The organism is Shigella flexneri 2a str. 301 (genome assembly GCF_000006925.2).
In the GTDB taxonomy this organism is placed as follows: Bacteria; Pseudomonadota; Gammaproteobacteria; order Enterobacterales; family Enterobacteriaceae; genus ECMA0423.
Genome location: NC_004337.2, coordinates 1,527,648 through 1,546,409, shown reverse-complemented (window position 1 = coordinate 1,546,409; position 18,762 = coordinate 1,527,648). Strand labels below are relative to the sequence as shown.

Annotated in this window: 18 protein-coding genes, 2 pseudogenes and 3 other annotated features; of the genes and pseudogenes, 13 read left to right on the top strand and 7 right to left on the bottom strand. The window is 47.6% G+C overall.

Annotation, left to right across the window (positions count from 1 at the left end; genetic code table 11):
• Positions 1–43 precede the first annotated feature (43 nt).
• Positions 44–1,972, bottom strand: a complete 1,929-nt coding sequence (thrS, locus tag SF1512) for a threonyl-tRNA synthetase (RefSeq protein NP_707395.1) — start codon at positions 1,970–1,972, stop codon at positions 44–46.
• Positions 1,973–2,875: 903 nt separating this feature from the next.
• Positions 2,876–3,643 (top strand) — a mobile genetic element.
• Here thrS and insA (SF1511) point away from each other — a divergent pair.
• The 4 genes and pseudogenes from insA (SF1511) to SF1507a all read left to right on the top strand — a co-directional run bounded on the left by insA (SF1511) (position 2,931) and on the right by SF1507a (position 4,882).
• Positions 2,931–3,206, top strand: a complete 276-nt coding sequence (gene insA / locus SF1511; protein NP_707394.1) for an insertion element IS1 protein InsA — start codon at positions 2,931–2,933, stop codon at positions 3,204–3,206. (Overlaps the previous feature by 276 nt.)
• A complete protein-coding gene (gene insB / locus SF1510) occupies positions 3,233–3,628 on the top strand; it encodes an insertion element IS1 protein InsB (protein ID NP_707393.1) in 396 nt (131 codons plus the stop codon). It lies within the feature at positions 2,876–3,643.
• Positions 3,643–4,603, top strand: a sequence feature (Similar to Escherichia coli K12 conserved hypothetical protein gi: 1788015 (472 aa). BLAST with identity of 99% in 320 aa. This CDS has been truncated. The sequence has been checked and is believed to be correct.).
• A pseudogene (locus tag SF1509) lies at positions 3,643–4,603 on the top strand. It overlaps the preceding feature by 961 nt.
• Before the next feature lie 60 nt (positions 4,604–4,663).
• On the top strand, positions 4,664–4,882 hold the full coding sequence (locus SF1507a; protein YP_008439246.1) for a transmembrane anchor protein: 219 nt from the start codon (positions 4,664–4,666) through the stop codon (positions 4,880–4,882).
• Positions 4,883–4,934: 52 nt separating this feature from the next.
• Here the strand turns inward: SF1507a and SF1508 are convergent, their stop codons facing one another.
• The gene (locus tag SF1508) at positions 4,935–5,660 is read right to left on the bottom strand and encodes a hypothetical protein (protein ID NP_707392.2); all 726 of its coding nucleotides are present in this window, start codon (positions 5,658–5,660) and stop codon (positions 4,935–4,937) included.
• A 319-nt stretch (positions 5,661–5,979) separates the two neighbouring features.
• On the opposite strand from SF1508, the gene pfkB reads away from it, so the two are divergent.
• From pfkB to SF1505, 3 genes are all read left to right on the top strand, one after another.
• Positions 5,980–6,909: a 6-phosphofructokinase gene (gene pfkB / locus SF1507; protein NP_707391.2), complete on the top strand. Its 930-nt coding sequence runs from the start codon at positions 5,980–5,982 to the stop codon at positions 6,907–6,909.
• A gap of 100 nt (positions 6,910–7,009) precedes the next feature.
• Positions 7,010–7,300 (top strand): hypothetical protein, encoded by a 291-nt coding sequence (locus SF1506; protein ID NP_707390.1) that lies wholly within the window; start codon positions 7,010–7,012, stop codon positions 7,298–7,300.
• Between the two features lie 105 nt (positions 7,301–7,405).
• Positions 7,406–8,266, top strand: coding sequence for a hypothetical protein (locus SF1505; protein NP_707389.1), 861 nt, complete (start codon positions 7,406–7,408; stop codon positions 8,264–8,266).
• A gap of 40 nt (positions 8,267–8,306) precedes the next feature.
• Here the strand turns inward: SF1505 and SF1504 are convergent, their stop codons facing one another.
• Complete coding sequence (locus tag SF1504) at positions 8,307–8,843, bottom strand: hypothetical protein (protein NP_707388.1); 537 nt, start codon at positions 8,841–8,843, stop codon at positions 8,307–8,309.
• A gap of 146 nt (positions 8,844–8,989) precedes the next feature.
• Between SF1504 and yniC the strand changes: the two genes are divergently transcribed.
• The 5 genes and pseudogenes from yniC (at position 8,990) to insB (SF1499) (ending at position 12,778) form a co-directional block, all read left to right on the top strand.
• The gene (gene yniC, locus SF1503; protein ID NP_707387.1) at positions 8,990–9,658 is read left to right on the top strand and encodes a 2-deoxyglucose-6-phosphate phosphatase; all 669 of its coding nucleotides are present in this window, start codon (positions 8,990–8,992) and stop codon (positions 9,656–9,658) included.
• 162 nt (positions 9,659–9,820) lie between these two features.
• The gene (locus SF1502) at positions 9,821–10,411 is read left to right on the top strand and encodes a hypothetical protein (protein NP_707386.2); all 591 of its coding nucleotides are present in this window, start codon (positions 9,821–9,823) and stop codon (positions 10,409–10,411) included.
• A 132-nt stretch (positions 10,412–10,543) separates the two neighbouring features.
• Positions 10,544–11,934, top strand: a pseudogene (locus SF1501).
• A 91-nt stretch (positions 11,935–12,025) separates the two neighbouring features.
• Positions 12,026–12,793: a mobile genetic element, on the top strand.
• Positions 12,081–12,356 carry an insertion element IS1 protein InsA gene (insA, locus tag SF1500; protein NP_707384.1) on the top strand — a complete coding sequence of 92 codons (276 nt, stop codon included), beginning with the start codon at positions 12,081–12,083 and terminating at the stop codon, positions 12,354–12,356. Its footprint overlaps the feature before it by 276 nt.
• Positions 12,383–12,778: an insertion element IS1 protein InsB gene (gene insB / locus SF1499; RefSeq protein NP_707383.1), complete on the top strand. Its 396-nt coding sequence runs from the start codon at positions 12,383–12,385 to the stop codon at positions 12,776–12,778. It lies within the feature at positions 12,026–12,793.
• On the opposite strand, the gene ydjO is transcribed toward insB (SF1499), so the two are convergent.
• Both ydjO and SF1497 read right to left on the bottom strand, forming a co-directional pair.
• Positions 12,789–13,529, bottom strand: coding sequence for a hypothetical protein (ydjO, locus tag SF1498; protein ID NP_707382.1), 741 nt, complete (start codon positions 13,527–13,529; stop codon positions 12,789–12,791).
• 276 nt (positions 13,530–13,805) lie before the next feature.
• A complete protein-coding gene (locus tag SF1497) occupies positions 13,806–14,069 on the bottom strand; it encodes a cell division modulator (RefSeq protein ID NP_707381.2) in 264 nt (87 codons plus the stop codon).
• Positions 14,070–14,251: 182 nt separating this feature from the next.
• Here SF1497 and katE point away from each other — a divergent pair, with 182 nt between their 5' ends.
• Positions 14,252–16,513, top strand: coding sequence for a hydroperoxidase II (gene katE, locus SF1496; RefSeq protein NP_707380.2), 2,262 nt, complete (start codon positions 14,252–14,254; stop codon positions 16,511–16,513).
• A gap of 46 nt (positions 16,514–16,559) precedes the next feature.
• On the opposite strand, the gene ydjC is transcribed toward katE, so the two are convergent.
• Both ydjC and celF read right to left on the bottom strand, forming a co-directional pair.
• Positions 16,560–17,318, bottom strand: a complete 759-nt coding sequence (ydjC, locus tag SF1495) for a hypothetical protein (RefSeq protein NP_707379.1) — start codon at positions 17,316–17,318, stop codon at positions 16,560–16,562.
• A 12-nt stretch (positions 17,319–17,330) separates the two neighbouring features.
• The gene (gene celF / locus SF1494) at positions 17,331–18,683 is read right to left on the bottom strand and encodes a 6-phospho-beta-glucosidase (protein NP_707378.1); all 1,353 of its coding nucleotides are present in this window, start codon (positions 18,681–18,683) and stop codon (positions 17,331–17,333) included.
• Between the last annotated feature and the right edge of the window lie 79 nt (positions 18,684–18,762).

Genomic DNA, 18,762 nt, shown 5'->3' with positions numbered 1-18,762 from the left:
GGTTAGGGCGCGCCGTTTGAACTCGTTTTCCGCCTTTAATACCTTATTCCTCCAATTGTTTAAGACTGCGGCTGCGAATCTCTTGTTGCAGCTTCTCGATCACTTCATTTACGTCCATGCTTCCCAGGTCTTTACCACGGCGGGTGCGAACGGCAACTTTGCCTGATTCCACCTCTTTATCACCACAGACCAGCATATATGGGACGCGACGCAAAGTGTGCTCGCGGATTTTAAAGCCAATCTTCTCATTTCTCAAGTCTGCTTTAACACGAATGCCCGCATTTGATAGTTTTTGCGTCAATTCGTTAACGTATTCAGACTGTGAATCGGTAATATTCATGATAACAACCTGAACTGGCGCAAGCCAGGTCGGGAAGAAACCAGCGAATTCTTCGGTCAGGATACCGATGAAACGCTCCATCGACCCCAGAATTGCGCGGTGAATCATTACCGGTACCTTACGCTCGTTGTCTTCGCCCACATAGGAGGCGCTCAGACGAGACGGCAAGGAGAAGTCCAGCTGTACTGTACCGCACTGCCATGCACGATCGAGGCAGTCATACAGGGTAAATTCAATTTTCGGACCGTAGAAAGCGCCTTCACCCAGTTGATATTCAAACGGGATGTTGTTTTCTTCCAGCGCAACCGCCAGGTCCGCCTCAGCACGATCCCACATTTCGTCGCTGCCAATACGTTTTTCAGGACGAGTGGAGAGTTTGACGACGATCTTCTCGAAGCCAAAAGTGCTGTACATATCATAGACTAAACGGATACATCCGTTAACTTCATCGCGAATTTGTTCTTCAGTACAGAAGATATGCGCGTCATCCTGGGTAAATCCACGCACGCGCATCAGGCCATGCAGCGAACCTGACGGCTCGTTACGGTGGCAGCTACCAAACTCGGCCATACGCAGCGGCAGATCGCGATAAGACTTCAGCCCCTGGTTGAAAATTTGTACGTGACCCGGGCAGTTCATCGGCTTAATGCAGTATTCACGGTTCTCAGAAGATGTGGTGAACATTGCATCTTTGTAGTTGTCCCAGTGACCGGTTTTTTCCCACAGGACACGGTCCATCATGAACGGACCTTTAACTTCCTGATACTGGTACTCTTTCAGTTTAGAACGAACAAACACTTCCAGTTCACGGAAGATGGTCCAGCCGTCGTTGTGCCAGAATACCATACCCGGCGCTTCTTCCTGCATATGGTACAGGTCGAGCTGTTTACCGATTTTACGGTGGTCGCGTTTCGCGGCTTCTTCCAGGCGCTGCAGGTAAGCGTTAAGTGCTTTTTTGTCTGCCCACGCCGTACCGTAAATACGTTGCAACATTTTGTTGTTGCTGTCGCCACGCCAGTAAGCCCCTGCCGTTTTCATTAGTTTGAAATGATGGCAGAAACGCATGTTCGGTACGTGCGGACCGCGGCACATATCGACATATTCTTCATGGAAGTACAGACCTGGCTTGTCATCATGGGCGATGTTTTCGTCAAGAATGGAAACTTTGTAGCTCTCCCCACGGTTGGCGAAAGTTTCACGCGCTTCGTGCCAGCTGACTTTCTTCTTAATGACGTCGTAGTTTTTCTCAGCAAGCTCATGCATCCGCTTCTCGAGTGCTTCGACATCTTCCTGGGTTAACGTGCGGTCAAGATCAACGTCGTAATAAAAACCGTTGTCAATAACCGGGCCGATTGCCATTTTGGTATGCGGCCAAAGTTGTTTAATCGCATGCCCTAACAGGTGCGCACAGGAGTGACGAATGATCTCCAGACCTTCTTCGTCTTTGGCGGTAATGATCGACAGTTGTGCGTCGTTTTCAATCAGATCGCAAGCATCAACCAGTTCGCCATTAACGCGCCCTGCGATACAGGCTTTCGCCAGACCTGGACCAATGTCCAGCGCAACATCCATGGGGCTTACAGCGTGGTCGTAATGGCGTTGGCTGCCATCAGGAAGAGTTATAACAGGCATTTTATATCCTTATTTGCAGTGGTGACCCACACGAAAGATCACATACAAAGAAAAATTTGTTTATTAACAGTTCATTGCGAAACCATCTAGCCAACAAATGCTAAATTGGTTCGCAATCAGGTACACAAATGAAAGACATTAACCTCTCACCTTCCACCCGGTTGAACGATGTTAACACTAAAAAAAGGGAGATTGTACCTTTCCGTTTCACATTGATTCGATTCGCAATTCGTTTGTAGTGAGTACACCAGCAAAACGCTTAAAGAACCACTGATAACATCACGGTGCGTCTGAAAGGTTTACTGCGAGCGGATTTACAGCAGCATAAACTGAATCCAGCAAAGTTCGTTGCGTGATTTGGCGGTAGTATTTTAAACGCTCATGAGATTAATGACGAAGTGGTCATATCACAATGATAAAAGTGACACAATTCTTATAACAATTTTTCGTGCACATTTCGTTCTGGCGATAATAATTAATCATCATCCTCAAAACCTCCAGATATATATAAGGCGAATAGATTATGAGTCAAAACGATATCATTATCAGAACTCATTATAAGTCTCCTCATAGATTGCACATCGATAGCGACATACCAACACCTTCATCAGAGCCTATTAATAAATTTGCGCGCCAGCTCATCACCCTACTTGATACCTCTGACTTAAGTTCGATGCTGTCATACTGTGTTACTCAGGAATTTACCGCAAACTGTCGAAAATATCACAAAATTGTTATTCCACTGCCCTTTTTACCATTAACTTTGCCACTTCACCCATCCATGCAGAAAATATACTCATTACATTACACTATAAAAAAGAAATCATTTCCTTATTACTAGAAACCACGCCTATTAAAGCTAACCATTTGCGAAGCATACTGGATTATATTGAACAGGAACAGGGTAATACTGCCAACTTACTGATTTAGTGTATGATGGTGATTTTAAGGTGCTTGCGTGGCTTCCATTTCCATCAGATGTCCTTCCTGCTCCGCTACTGAAGGCGTGGTGCGTAACGGCAAAAGCACTGCCGGACATCAGCGCTATCTCTGCTCTCATTGCCGTAAAACATGGCAACTACAGTTCACTTACACCGCCTCTCAGCCCGGTACGCACCAGAAAATCATTGATATGGCCATGAATGGCGTCGGATGTCGCGCCAGTGCACGCATTATGGGCGTTGGCCTCAACACGGTTTTACGTCACTTAAAAAACTCAGGCCGCAGTCGGTAACCTCGCGCATACAACCGGGCAGTGATGTGATTGTCTGCGCTGAAATGGACGAACATTGGGGCTACGTCGGTGCCAAATCACGTCAGCGCTGGCTGTTTTACGCGTATGACAGGATACGGAGGACGGTTGTGGCGCACGTCTTCGGTGAACGCACTCTGGCCACACTGGAGCGTCTTCTGAGCCTGCTGTCGGCCTTTGAGGTCGTGGTATGGATGACGGATGGCTGGCCGCTGTATGAATCACGCCTGAAGGGAAAGCTGCACGTTATCAGCAAGCGTTACACTCAGCGCATTGAGCGACATAATCTGAATCTGAGACAACATCTGGCAAGGCTGGGACGGAAGTCACTGTCGTTCTCAAAATCGGTGGAGCTGCATGACAAGGTCATCGGGCATTATCTGAACATAAAACACTATCAGTAAGTTGGAGTCATTACCCCGATGCTCAGACCTGGGCTGATAGGTATGTTCGCAACTGTGCAATTGCTATTCTGCCCCTATTACCTGTGGGAGTTCTAGGGGCTATTTTCGCGGGTATTGCATCACGAATGCCATTTGCCCCTATACATCCATCGGCAATGTTGTTAATAATGGCTACAGGCCAGACTCAACAGCTTATTACATTATTCAAACAGTTGCCCATACTCCCTGAAAAAGAAATCATTGAAATAATAACTGCGCAGAATAGCGTTGGTACACCTGCTTTATTTTTGGCTATGATGAACGGACATACTGACAACGTGAAAATATTTATGCAAGAAATTCAGTCACTGGTAGATAATCACATCATTCATGAAGATAATCTGGTTAAATTACTGCAAACTAAAAGTGCTAACGAAACACCTGGACTTTATATCTCCATGTTGTATGGATTCGATGAAATAATCGATATCTTTCTGAATACATTAACCACTCCAATAGCACTAAGAGCTTTTAAACAAAAAACTGGTGATGAGTATTTTAGCCATGAAAATACATGATGGTGAGCCAGGATTATACGCCGCAATGGAAAATAATCACCCTTTGTGTGTCACACGGTTCCTCTCTAAAATTAATGGCATCGCCTTTAAATACAAGTTGAGCAAAGCTAACATCATGGATTTATTAAAAGGAGCTACAGCACAGGGAACCCCTGCATTATACATCGCCATGAGCAAGGGTAATGAAGACGTCGTGTTATCTTATATATCGACGCTGGGTGCTTTTGCAAAAAAACATTCTTTTAGTCAACATCAGTTATTTACACTATTGGCCGCTAAAAATCATGACAACATGTCAGCTGTTCATATAGCCATTCATCATAAGCATTATAAAACTGTAGAAACATATTATGCTGCTATAAATGTCATCAGCCAAAGCCTGAGTTTTAGTGCTGATGAAATAAAGACGTATTTATAACCAGCTATTTACGATATATATCGATACATAATTTTATTTTTTTCATAAAACGCAGAAACAGTGACCATGTGCACAACGCCACCCGACGGCTGTAATAACAAAAAATCCCTTGATGCCTGTCCCTTTTGTTACACTCCGTTATCACGCACAAGAGATATGCAGGACACTGGTATGCCGACTAAACGCTTTGATAAAAAACACTGGAAGATGGTGGTGGTGCTACTGGCAATCTGTGGCGCTATGTTGTTGCTACGTTGGGCAGCAATGATTTGGGGCTGAGCAGTGACAAACGAAGACAGCCAGACCGCATAACACGGTCCGGCAGATAATTTTACATGCTGTAGCCCAGCGATAAGGTTGTCCGACGGTCGGTATGTTCCGGTGCAGACTCTGGAGGTTCAGAGTTCCATGTGACGTTGTAAGCCACCTTCAGTCCAAAATGTTCATTAATAGCAACATTTAATGCGCTTTCGGAGTTCAGCGTTGTGTCTTCCGCGCCAAAGACCGAAACACCCTGCGTAAATTTAGCGTTGTCAGTCAACTGCCATGCATAAGCCCCGGAGGCATAGCCCAGCGGCTGGGTTTCACTGGCATTGTCGGTATATTTGTCGTAACGCACACCTGGACCGAATTCAAAGCGGAAACTGTGTACCGGGCCATTCAAAAACTGACGACCATAACCCGCGGTCAACACATCGCGCTCTCGATAGCCGTTATAACGGTCTGTCAGCCAGCTTGCCTGACCAAATAAATAGTCATAATCAGTTAAATTAAAGCGGCTACGCCCGCCCGCCGCATATTTTTCTGAAGAACGCTCATCATTAGAAGAAGTATTACTGGCGTTCCCCCACAGCGACCAGGCAGTGGTTTGTCCATACCAGGTCATGGTGGTGTCAGCCGTAAGTGAGGAGCTTTTCGTATTGCCTGATTGTGCAAGATATCCTGCGTTCAGATTACCTTCGAAAGGTTTTTTAGCGCTGGCAGGATCGTCCATGACAGTAAAAACGGAATCATCGGCAGCTGCATTCAGTGACGCAAACATGCCCCCCGCCAACATAACGATGGCAGGAACTGTCTTCAAAAGCTTCATTTATCAAGAGTCCGTACAACAAAAAAAGAGACCATCGCGGTCCCGGAAACTTTCTTAAGGATCAAAGATTAGCGTCCCTGGAAAGGTAACGAATTATAAAAAGGCGCGAATAACTTAGCAATGTATTCTTATTTCATTTTTTGAATAAGCATGTGGCGAAAACAGATTTTTATTTATATATATTTATCTGCAAAATTTTAAATAAAGCTCTAATAAATCATATTGTTAATTTCTTCACTTTCCGCTGATTCGGTGCCAGACTGAAATCAGCCTATAGGAGGAAATGATGGTACGTATCTATACGTTGACACTTGCGCCCTCTCTCGATAGCGCAACAATTACCCCGCAAATTTATCCCGAAGGAAAACTGCGCTGTACCGCACCGGTGTTCGAACCCGGGGGCGGCGGCATCAACGTCGCCCGCGCCATTGCCCATCTTGGAGGCAGTGCCACAGCGATCTTCCCGGCGGGTGGCGCGACCGGCGAACACCTGGTTTCACTGTTGGCGGATGAAAATGTCCCCGTCGCTACTGTAGAAGCCAAAGACTGGACCCGGCAGAATTTACACGTACATGTGGAAGCAAGCGGTGAACAGTATCGTTTTGTTATGCCAGGCGCGGCATTAAATGAAGATGAGTTTCGCCAGCTTGAAGAGCAAGTTCTGGAAATTGAATCCGGGGCCATCCTGGTCATAAGCGGAAGCCTGCCGCCAGGTGTGAAGCTGGAAAAATTAACCCAACTGATTTCCGCTGCGCAAAACCAAGGGATCCGCTGCATCATCGACAGTTCTGGCGAAGCGTTAAGTGCAGCACTGGCGATTGGTAACATCGAGTTGGTTAAGCCTAACCAAAAAGAACTCAGTGCGCTGGTGAATCGCGAACTCACCCAGCCAGACGATGTCCGCAAAGCCGCGCAGGAAATCGTTAATAGCGGCAAGGCCAAACGGGTTGTCGTTTCCCTTGGTCCACAAGGAGCGCTGGGTGTCGATAGTGAAAACTGCATTCAGGTGGTGCCACCACCGGTGAAAAGCCAGAGTACCGTTGGCGCTGGTGACAGCATGGTCGGCGCGATGACACTGAAACTGGCAGAAAATGCCTCTCTTGAAGAGATGGTCCGTTTTGGCGTAGCTGCGGGGAGTGCAGCCACACTCAATCAGGGAACACGTCTGTGCTCCCATGACGATACGCAAAAAATTTACGCTTACCTTTCCCGCTAACAAAAACATTCCCCCAGCATTGGGGGAATCACCACCAACCTGTCGGCAACGCGTTTCTCCGACTATGCTCAAAAGTCATGTGATAACAAAGGGGTGAACTATGGCCAGTGGCGATCTTGTCCATTATGTCATAACCGTCATGTTGCATGAGGATACATTGACTGAAATTAACGAGTTGAATAATTACCTGACTCGCGACGGTTTTTTGCTCACCATGACGGATGATGAGGGAAATATCCATGAGCTGGGGACTAACACTTTTGGACTTATCAGTACCCAAAGTGAAGAAGAAATTAGAGAACTGGTTTCGGGGCTTACCCAAAGTGCAACCGGCAAAGATCCTGAAATCACCATCACGACCTGGGAGGAATGGAATAGCAACAGAAAATAAATGGTTTTTGGGCAATAATCAGTCTGTGGTGTGCGTTAGCTCGTGTTTTTACACCGCATTCTTGCGCTAACCTTATGATCTGGCAGACAACATGGGAGAGACATCATGTGGCAGGCAATCAGTCGTCTTTTGAGCGAGCAGTTAGGTGAAGGCGAAATCGAACTGCGTAATGAACTGCCTGGCGGAGAAGTCCATGCCGCATGGCATTTGCGCTATGCAGGACATGACTTTTTCGTCAAATGTGATGAAAGGGAACTGCTTCCCGGTTTTACCGCCGAAGCCGACCAACTGGAGTTACTGTCGCGTAGTAAAACCGTCACCGTGCCTAAGGTTTGGGCAGTAGGCGCTGACCGTGACTACAGTTTTCTGGTGATGGATTATCTCCCACCTCGTCCGCTGGATGCGCATAGCGCATTTATTCTTGGTCAGCAAATTGCGCGTTTACATCAATGGAGTGACCAACCACAATTTGGCCTCGATTTTGATAACTCGCTCTCCACAACTCCACAGCCCAACACCTGGCAACGTCGCTGGTCAACGTTTTTTGCTGAACAACGGATTGGCTGGCAGTTGGAACTGGCAGCAGAGAAAGGGATCGCTTTCGGCAATATCGACGCCATCGTCGAGCATATTCAGCAGCGTCTGGCCTCGCATCAACCGCAGCCTTCTCTGTTGCACGGCGATTTATGGTCCGGCAACTGTGCGCTGGGTCCGGATGGCCCGTACATTTTCGACCCTGCCTGCGACTGGGGTGACCGAGAGTGCGACCTAGCGATGTTACCGCTGCATACTGAACAGCCGCCACAAATCTATGACGGCTATCAGTCAGTATCCCCGCTACCTGCCGATTTCCTTGAACGTCAACCGGTTTACCAACTCTACACGCTGTTAAATCGTGCAAGATTATTTGGCGGTCAGCATTTGGTTATTGCTCAGCAGTCATTGGATAGATTATTAGCAGCATGATATGGGTTGAGGATAATGGCCGCTCCGTGCGGCCTTTTGATTAAATAAACCCAAGCAGAGAAAAGAACACATAACCTGCAGCAATACAAATAACCGGCAGGATATATAGTGAGAAAAACTGCAGGAAAATAGTATGGTGCGGAACAACAATACGGGACTCAATTTGTTCACGCGTTAGCCCCTCTTCCCCTTTGGCTTTTTCCAGAATGAGTTGATCTTCAACACCTTCCCGCAAGAAGCGCGCCTGGCGACTCATCCGGGCACCGGAATCCTGCAACGCCAGTCCGACAAAAATCAGGATGAAAATCACCCAGAACATAACGTTCACACCACCATTAAAATTAGGGGTCGGGGAGTTATACCAGAACAGATTCAAAAAAGGCGTATTCGCCTGCATCATATCGATCATGACATGAGCAAAGTCGAGCATGACCGCATTAATGCCTTCCTGGTTTTCCTGCCGGGTATTCATAAATTTCAGCAAAGAAATCAATGTAGAGATCAATGCAGGTATAAAAATCACCCAACCCAAAATCCTTTTCAAAACAGCAATGCGTCCAGCTTGTTGATACGTCATGAGTTCTCCTTGATTAAGACGCGTCGTTTCACTTAGTTTACCTGTAGATATCTGTTTTCGCCCATTCTTTAAAGGCGATATGATAGGCGCTTAATCATAAGCACGGCTTAATACCTTACACATAATGCTCTAAAGGAGAGGTTGTAATGTCAACCCCGCGTCAGATTCTTGCTGCAATTTTTGATATGGATGGATTACTTATCGACTCAGAACCTTTATGGGATCGAGCCGAACTGGATGTGATGGCAAGCCTGGGGGTAGATATCTCCCGTCGTAACGAGCTGCCGGACACCTTAGGTTTACGCATCGATATGGTGGTCGATCTTTGGTACGCCCGGCAACCGTGGAATGGGCCAAGCCGTCAGGAAGTAGTAGAACGGGTTATTGCCCGTGCCATTTCACTGGTTGAAGAGACACGTCCATTATTACCAGGCGTGCGCGAAGCTGTTGCGTTATGCAAAGAACAAGGTTTATTGGTGGGACTGGCCTCCGCGTCACCACTACATATGCTGGAAAAAGTGTTGACCATGTTTGACTTACGCGACAGTTTCGATGCCCTCGCCTCGGCTGAAAAACTGCCTTACAGCAAGCCGCATCCGCAAGTATATCTCGACTGCGCAGCAAAACTGGGCGTTGACCCACTGACCTGCGTGGCGCTGGAAGACTCGGTAAATGGCATGATCGCTTCTAAAGCAGCCCGCATGCGTTCCATCGTCGTTCCTGCGCCAGAAGCGCAAAATGATCCACGTTTTGTATTAGCAAACGTCAAACTCTCATCGCTGACAGAACTCACCGCAAAAGACCTTCTCGGTTAATGACCAGGGGCAGTGATCACGCTGCCCCTGGTTCTTTATCTGAATTTGCATTCAACTGACGGATTAATCGTCAATTTAAGAGAAAGAGTTACACCGTCACCACTTCCGTGCACTGTATAAAAATCCTATACTGTACGTATCGACAGTTTAGTGAGTTTTATCATGACGGCGGAAGGTCACCTTCTCTTTTCTATTGCTTGTGCGGTATTTGCCAAAAATGCCGAGCTGACGCCCGTGCTGGCACAGGGTGACTGGTGGCATATTGTCCCTTCCGCAATCCTGACGTGTTTGTTACCGGACATCGATCACCCAAAGTCGTTTCTTGGGCAGCGATTAAAATGGATATCAAAACCGATCGCCCGCGCTTTTGGGCATCGTGGTTTTACCCACAGTCTGCTGGCGGTATTTGCGCTGCTGGCAACCTTTTACCTTAAGGTTCCGGAAGGCTGGTTCATTCCGGCTGATGCGCTACAAGGAATGGTGCTGGGTTATTTGAGCCACATACTTGCCGATATGCTGACACCCGCCGGTGTTCCCCTGCTCTGGCCATGCCGCTGGCGTTTCCGCTTGCCTATCCTGGTTCCCCAAAAGGGCAACCAACTGGAACGTTTTATCTGCATGGCATTATTTGTCTGGTCGGTATGGATGCCCCATTCATTACCCGAGAACAGCGCTGTTCGTTGGTCATCGCAAATGATCAATACCTTGCAGATCCAGTTTCATCGGCTTATTAAGCATCAGGTTGAATACTAAAAAGGCAAAAATCACCTTTCTGGAATAAGCAATTCCATTTGAATATAAGAGCCAGCTCACAGTTCTGTTAATCTTGCGCCAACACTATGACTGCTACGCAGTGATAGAAATAATAAGATCAGGAGAACGGGGATGAACTTTCCATTAATTGCGAACATCGTGGTGTTCGTTGTACTGCTGTTTGCGCTGGCTCAGACCCGCCATAAACAGTGGAGTCTGGCGAAAAAAGTGCTGGTGGGTCTGGTGATGGGTGTGGTTTTTGGCCTTGCCCTGCATACCATTTATGGTTCTGACAGCCAGGTACTTAAAGATTCTGTACAGTGGTTTAACATCGTTGGTAACGGCTATGTTCAACTGCTGCAAATGATCGTTATGCCGTTAGTCTTCGCCTCTATTCTGAGCGCGGTTGCCCGTCTGCATAACGCATCTCAGTTAGGCAAAATCAGTTTTCTGACCATCGGTACGCTTTTGTTTACCACGCTGATTGCGGCGCTGGTCGGTGTGCTGGTCACCAACCTGTTTGGTTTGACGGCTGAAGGTCTGGTTCAGGGTGGTGCAGAAACTGCACGTCTGAACGCCATTGAAAGTAACTATGTTGGTAAAGTCTCTGATCAGAGCGTTCCGCAGCTGGTCTTGTCCTTTATCCCGAAAAACCCGTTTGCCGATCTTACCGGAGCCAATCCGACGTCAATTATCAGCGTGGTAATTTTTGCCGCATTCCTCGGCGTAGCTGCATTGAAACTGCTGAAGGATGATGCGCCGAAAGGGGAACGCGTCTTAACCGCTATCGATACCCTACAAAGCTGGGTGATGAAACTGGTTCGCCTTGTCATGCAGTTGACCCCTTACGGCGTTCTGGCTCTAATGACCAAAGTGGTTGCAGGTTCTAACTTGCAAGACATCATCAAACTGGGAAGTTTCGTTGTCGCGTCCTACCTCGGTCTGCTGATTATGTTTGCTGTGCATGGCATTCTGCTGGGCATTAATGGCGTGAGTCCGCTGAAGTACTTCCGTAAGGTATGGCCTGTGCTGACGTTTGCCTTTACCAGCCGTTCCAGTGCTGCGTCTATCCCACTGAATGTGGAAGCACAAACGCGTCGTCTGGGCGTTCCTGAATCCATCGCCAGTTTCGCCGCCTCTTTCGGTGCAACCATTGGTCAGAACGGCTGCGCCGGTTTGTATCCGGCAATGCTGCGGTGATGGTTGCGCCTACGGTTGGCATTAACCCGCTGGACCCGATGTGGATTGCGACGCTGGTCGGTATTGTTACCGTTAGTTCCGCAGGCGTTGCCGGTGTCGGTGGTGGTGCAACTTTCGCCGCACTGATTGTGCTGCCTGCGATGGGCCTGCCAGTAACCCTGGTGGCGCTGTTAATCTCCGTTGAACCGCTTATCGACATGGGCCGTACGGCGCTAAACGTTAGTGGCTCGATGACAGCTGGCACGCTGACCAGCCAGTGGCTGAAGCAAACCGATAAAGCCATTCTGGATAGCGAAGACGACGCCGAACTGGCACACCGTTAATTCTTATGCTGGCAACGGTCCGTTTTGTATAGGGGCCGTTGCTTTACTTTTTAAATGTTCCATCGCGGCGATGCATACTGACTCATATTTAGGTAATGCTGCCAACTTACTGATTTAGTGTATGATGGTGATTTTAAGGTGCTTGCGTGGCTTCCATTTCCATCAGATGTCCTTCCTGCTCCGCTACTGAAGGCGTGGTGCGTAACGGCAAAAGCACTGCCGGACATCAGCGCTATCTCTGCTCTCATTGCCGTAAAACATGGCAACTACAGTTCACTTACACCGCCTCTCAGCCCGGTACGCACCAGAAAATCATTGATATGGCCATGAATGGCGTCGGATGTCGCGCCAGTGCACGCATTATGGGCGTTGGCCTCAACACGGTTTTACGTCACTTAAAAAACTCAGGCCGCAGTCGGTAACCTCGCGCATACAACCGGGCAGTGATGTGATTGTCTGCGCTGAAATGGACGAACATTGGGGCTACGTCGGTGCTAAATCACGTCAGCGCTGGCTGTTTTACGCGTATGACAGGATACGGAGGACGGTTGTGGCGCACGTCTTCGGTGAACGCACTCTGGCCACACTGGAGCGTCTTCTGAGCCTGCTGTCGGCCTTTGAGGTCGTGGTATGGATGCCGGATGGCTGGCCGCTGTATGAATCACGCCTGAAGGGAAAGCTGCACGTTATCAGCAAGCGTTACACTCAGCGCATTGAGCGACATAATCTGAATCTGAGACAACATCTGGCAAGGCTGGGACGGAAGTCACTGTCGTTCTCAAAATCGGTGGAGCTGCATGACAAGGTCATCGGGCATTATCTGAACATAAAACACTATCAGTAAGTTGGAGTCATTACCCATATTTAAACAGATCGTCAGCGAAAAAAATGTCCAACTTATCAATACATTCCTGGCTCAATGAATGTGCCTGTAGTGAGAAGCTTAAAACCTCATACCCGAGACGTTTTCTAAGTGAACTATCTGGAATACTCATAATATCTTCAAGCACACCACTTCCCATTCCCGGAAGATTTAGTGGATTAAAAAGAAGATTGATATTAAGCATTGATATTATCGAAGGAAACTTTAGGAGACTCTCATTTTTTTGAATCGCAGCAAAAATGCTCCCGGCAGGATGTATATAATTTTTTTCATAGTATATAGTCCTTAAATAATGAATAACCAACCTATTTTTTATATTGATCAAATTCGTCATTTTTTCGGGTCGGAATTCACAGGTAAAATCCATCCCAACAAAATTCTCATTAATATCTCTTATCCGAAACTCACTGCCATAAAGATTATTAATTATCACTCTATATTTAACATTGTCCTGCAGATACGTATCAAAACTAAGTGCTGGCGCTCCTAGCTTTGAGGCATCATAGTTAATGTTAGACATATAGGCAATCATACGATTGAAGTTCGACTCTGCTATTTCATCGCAGTCACATTGACCCGTTGATATAAAGAAAGTGAGTGCCGCCATGGTAGACTCAAGCCTTTCTTTAAAAGAGTCGAAAGCCAGGCTTTTAATATTTAAATCACCATAATTACTCTGTATTAAGTTTGTAGAAAACATCTCCCGCCTCATATTGTTAACAAAATTATTATCTTATTTAAATCTAAGTCATTTACAATATAAGTTTAAGAGCGACGCCACAGGATGAACTATCAAAAATAACTCATCATGATTAGCAAAACTTAACCATTTTAAAATAAATAAATAATTAAAGAAAAAAGATCTCTTATTTATAGCAATAGCTCGTCAAAGGCAGCTTTTTGTTACAGGTGGTTTGAATGAATGTAGCAACGAAATGCAGAATTTCAGGTCCTGTAACTCCCGGCAAAACCGGGAGGTATGTAATCCTTACTCAGTCACTTCCCCTTCCTGGCGGATCTGATTTGCCCAACGTTGGGCAGATTCAGGCACAGTAAACGCCGGTGAGCGCAGAAATGACTCTCCCATCAGTACAAACGCAACATATTTGCCACGCAGCATCCAGACATCACGAAACGAATCCATCTTTATCGCATGTTCTGGCGGCGCGGGTTCCGTGCGTGGGACATAGCTAATAATCTGGCGGTTTTGCTGGCGGAGCGGTTTCTTCATTACTGGCTTCACTAAACGCATATTAAAAATTAGAAAAACTGTAGTTTAGCCGATTTAGCCCCTGTACGTCCCGCTTTGCGTGTATTTCATAACACCGTTTCCAGAATAGTCTCCGAAGCGGGATCTGGCTGGTGGTCTATAGTTAGAGAGTTTTTTGACCAAAACAGCGGCCCTTTCAGTAATAAATTAAGGAGACGAGTTCAATGTCGCAACATAACGAAAAGAACCCACATCAGCACCAGTCACCACTACACGATTCCAGCGAAGCGAAACCGGGGATGGACTCACTGGCACCTGAGGACGGATCTCATCGTCCAGCGGCTGAACCAACACCGCCAGGTGCACAACCTACCGCCCCTGGGAGCCTGAAAGCCCCTGATACACGTAACGAAAAACTTAATTCTCTGGAAGACGTACGCAAAGGCAGTGAAAATTATGCGCTGACCACTAATCAGGGCGTGCGCATCGCCGATGATCAAAACTCACTGCGTGCCGGTAACCGTGGTCCAACGCTGCTGGAAGATTTTATTCTGCGCGAGAAAATCACCCACTTTGACCATGAGCGCATCCCGGAACGTATTGTTCATGCACGCGGCTCAGCAGCTCACGGTTATTTCCAGCCATATAAAAGCTTAAGCGATATCACCAAAGCGGATTTCCTCTCAGATCCGAACAAAATCACCCCAGTATTTGTTAGGTTCTCTACCGTTCAGGGTGGCGCTGGCTCTGCCGATACCGTGCGTGATATCCGTGGTTTTGCCACCAAGTTCTATACTGAAGAGGGTATTTTTGACCTCGTTGGCAATAACACGCCAATCTTCTTTATCCAGGATGCGCATAAATTCCCCGATTTTGTTCATGCGGTAAAACCAGAACCGCACTGGGCAATTCCACAAGGGCAAAGTGCCCACGATACTTTCTGGGATTATGTTTCTCTGCAACCTGAAACTCTGCACAACGTGATGTGGGCGATGTCGGATCGCGGCATCCCCCGCAGTTACCGCACCATGGAAGGCTTCGGTATTCACACCTTCCGCCTGATTAATGCCGAAGGGAAGGCAACGTTTGTACGTTTCCACTGGAAACCACTGGCAGGTAAAGCCTCACTCGTTTGGGATGAAGCACAAAAACTCACCGGACGTGACCCGGACTTCCACCGCCGCGAGTTGTGGGAAGCCATTGAAGCAGGCGATTTTCCGGAATACGAACTGGGCTTCCAGTTGATTCCTGAAGAAGATGAATTCAAGTTCGACTTCGATCTTCTCGATCCAACCAAACTGATCCCGGAAGAACTGGTGCCCGTTCAGCGTGTCGGCAAAATGGTGCTCAATCGCAATCCGGATAACTTCTTTGCCGAAAACGAACAAGCAGCATTCCATCCAGGTCATATTGTTCCTGGTCTGGACTTCACCAACGATCCCCTGTTGCAGGGACGTTTGTTCTCCTATACCGATACACAAATCAGTCGTCTTGGTGGGCCGAATTTCCATGAGATTCCGATTAACCGCCCGACCTGCCCTTACCATAATTTCCAGCGTGACGGCATGCATCGTATGGGGATCGACACTAACCCGGCGAATTATGAACCGAACTCGATCAACGATAACTGGCCGCGCGAAACACCACCGGGGCCGAAACGCGGCGGTTTTGAATCATACCAAGAGCGCGTGGAAGGCAATAAAGTTCGCGAGCGCAGCCCATCGTTTGGCGAATATTATTCCCATCCGCGTCTGTTCTGGCTAAGTCAGACGCCATTCGAGCAGCGCCATATTGTCGATGGTTTCAGTTTTGAGTTAAGCAAAGTCGTTCGTCCGTATATTCGTGAGCGCGTTGTTGACCAGCTGGCGCATATTGATCTCACTCTGGCCCAGGCGGTGGCGAAAAATCTCGGTATCGAACTGACTGACGACCAGCTGAATATCACCCCACCTCCGGACGTCAACGGTCTGAAAAAGGATCCATCCTTAAGTTTGTACGCCATTCCTGACGGTGATGTGAAAGGTCGCGTGGTAGCGATTTTACTTAATGATGAAGTGAGATCGGCAGACCTTCTGGCCATTCTCAAGGCCATGAAGGCCAAAGGCGTTCATGCCAAACTGCTCTACTCCCGAATGGGTGAAGTGACTGCGGATGACGGTACGGTGTTGCCTATAGCCGCTACCTTTGCCGGTGCACCTTCGCTGACGGTCGATGCGGTCATTGTCCCTTGCGGCAATATCGCGGATATCGCTGACAACGGCGATGCCAACTACTATCTGATGGAAGCCTACAAACACCTTAAACCGATTGCGCTGGCGGGAGACGCGCGCAAGTTTAAAGCAACAATCAAGGTAGCTGACCAGGGTGAAGAAGGGATTGTGGAAGCTGACAGCACCGACGGTAGTTTTATGGATGAACTGTTAACGCTGATGGCAGAACACCGCGTGTGGTCACGCATTCCTAAGATTGACAAAATTCCGGCGTAAATATGGATAAGGTCACGTCCCCTGGGGAGTGACCTTACCACCTTACTTACACATCAAGATAACTACCCAACCGATAACCACGCTCAGCAATTGCATATTTCAACGACGCTGATGTCAGCACTTCCAGCTCCGTTAACCGTGGGAAACAGTAAGCACTCTGACGGATAGTATTATCGATAAACGCCGGATGACACATCACCTCCAGCGAAGGATCACCCCGATGGCTTGCGTCATCCAGCACTTGCAGGAACAGTGCCTCGCTAATCTCTTCACCATAAAACGCGCTACTGAATCCCTGCGAACTGCGCAGATTAGCCGGTAAATCACCAGCGTTAGATAGCGGCTGACGGTCGATGCGCAACGCAATCCCCTCTTCAGCCGCAAACCTGGCAACAATCGGGAAAATCTGCGGGAACATATGCACATGATGATGGCTATCAAGATGCGTAGGTTTGCGTCCAAATAGCTCAATGAAACGCAAATACTGACTGGCAAGCTCCTGAGTAATTTCTTCCAGCGGTAAAGCATCTTCTTCTGCCAACTGCCAGATCCATTTTCCCAGCACACCATCGCGGGTTAACCCCGGCATAGCTGTCAGTGGCTTGCCCATAGTAAGGACAAAGTGCATCCCTATGGCCAGACTCGGTTCATCACGACTCAACTGCACCGCATGGTCAATAGCCTGCCCATTCACCAGCGCCGTCGTCGATGTGACAATCCCATTGCGACAGGCCTCGATAATGCCGTAGTTCTGACCTTTGCTTAAGCCAAAATCATCGGCATTAACAATCAGTAAGCGTTCCATAATCAGCCTCGGTTAATGTGCTTTTTTAAGCTCTGCGATGCAGTCGGCAAAATTTGGCAGCCATTTCTCGTGCGCCAGAATCATCTCGCGTGCCAGCAGCTCAGCATCGCGATCGGAATGCACCAACGGACTAAGGTTTAGCGCCAGTAACACATCGTTAAATTCTCCGCTAAGTGCGGCGTTGCTGGCAGCAATCTCGAAGCCTTTAATGGTGTGAATCAGCCCCATCACTTTATCATCGAAATGCGTAATGCGCGGATGTGGCGTCGCGCCATCGCGCCCCAGCTTACAGGTCATTTCTACCGCCCAGTCTGCCGGAATATTATCAATATGCCCATGATGCGGGATATTAACGTAATGTTCAGCTTGCTTGTCGTTGTAGATAGCGTTGATCACTTCGCACGCTGCATCAGAGTAATAAGCCCCACCGCGCTGTTCCAGTTCTTTCGGCTTAACTTTCAACTCCGGGTTTTTATACAGCTCAAAAAGTTGTTTCTCGACTTTCTGTACTACCTGCGCTCGTGCGCCGCCTTTGTAGTATTCGCCCATTTCAATAGCCAGCATCTCTTTTTGCTTGAAGTAATAAAGCAAATAAGAACACGGCAACAGATTCAGAGAACGAATTAAGCCTTCGCTAAATGGCAGATCGAAAATATTTTTAACGCCAGATACTTTTAACTGCCCGGATGCCACACCATCAAGCAATTCGGCAAAGCGCGACTTGCCATTTACCAGCACATCCTTAATGAACACCATATGGTTGAGGCCAAACAAATCGATAGATAAATCATCGCTGTCTTTCAGCATCAGAACATCGTGAATAAACATCTTCATGCCGATCGGAATATTACACACGCCGATAAAGCGTTTAAATCCGGTATGACGATAAACGGCTTCAGTAACCATTCCCGCCGGGTTAGTGAAGTTAATCACCCATGCATTCGGACAAAGTTCTTCGACATCTTTTACGATGTCAAAAATCACCGGAATGGTACGCAGACCTTTAAACAAACCGCCCGCGCCGTTGGTTTCCTGACCAAGATAACCATGACTTAATGGAATACGTTCATCCAGTTCACGCGCCGGTAATTGGCCAACGCGCAGTTGGGTAGTAACGAAATCAGCATCTTTCAATGCTTCGCGGCAATCCAGCGTTTTATAAAGCTTCATCGGGACGCCAGCGTTATCAATCATCCGTTGGCAGAGATCGAAAATAATATCCAGTTTAGCTTTGCCACCCTCGACATCCACCAGCCATAATTCGCTGACCGGCAATTCGTGATAACGCTTAATAAATCCTTCCAGTAACTCCGGGGTATAGCTGCTCCCGCCACCAATAGTGACGACTTTTAATTTCTGGCTCATAATTTCTCCCTTCAGTACAGAATACTGATATCTGGCATATCTGCCCCCCCGGACATAAATAATCCAGCAACAGGACAGA